1 rRNA gene (running past one end of the window) is annotated in these 415 nt (G+C 59.8%); it reads right to left on the bottom strand.

Features of this window, described 5'->3' with window-relative positions:
* A 23S ribosomal RNA gene (locus CK485_RS29140) occupies positions 1-410 on the bottom strand (it extends 3,118 nt beyond the left edge of the window).
* Positions 411-415 lie beyond the last annotated feature (5 nt).

Genomic DNA, 415 nt, shown 5'->3' with positions numbered 1-415 from the left:
CCCTCTACGCCGGACCTTTCGCATGTCCTTCGCCTACATCAACGGTTTCTGACTCGCCCCACGGCCGGCAGACCGTGAACAAGAGATCCCACAACCCCAACCACGCAACCCCTGCCGGGTATCACACGTGACTGGTTTGGCCTCATCCAGTTTCGCTCGCCACTACTCCCGGAATCACGGTTGTTTTCTCTTCCTGCGGGTACTGAGATGTTTCACTTCCCCGCGTTCCCTCCACACTGCCTATGTGTTCAGCAGTAGGTGACAGCCCATGACGACTGCCGGGTTTCCCCATTCGGACACCCCCGGATCACAGCTCGGTTGACAGCTCCCCGGGGCCTATCGCGGCCTCCCACGTCCTTCATCGGTTCCTGGTGCCAAGGCATCCACCGTGCGCCCTTAAAAACTTGGCCACAGA

Source organism: Streptomyces sp. ICBB 8177 (assembly GCF_003144095.1).
In the GTDB taxonomy this organism is placed as follows: domain Bacteria; phylum Actinomycetota; class Actinomycetes; order Streptomycetales; family Streptomycetaceae; genus Streptantibioticus_D.
This window is presented reverse-complemented; position numbering and strand designations above follow the sequence as displayed.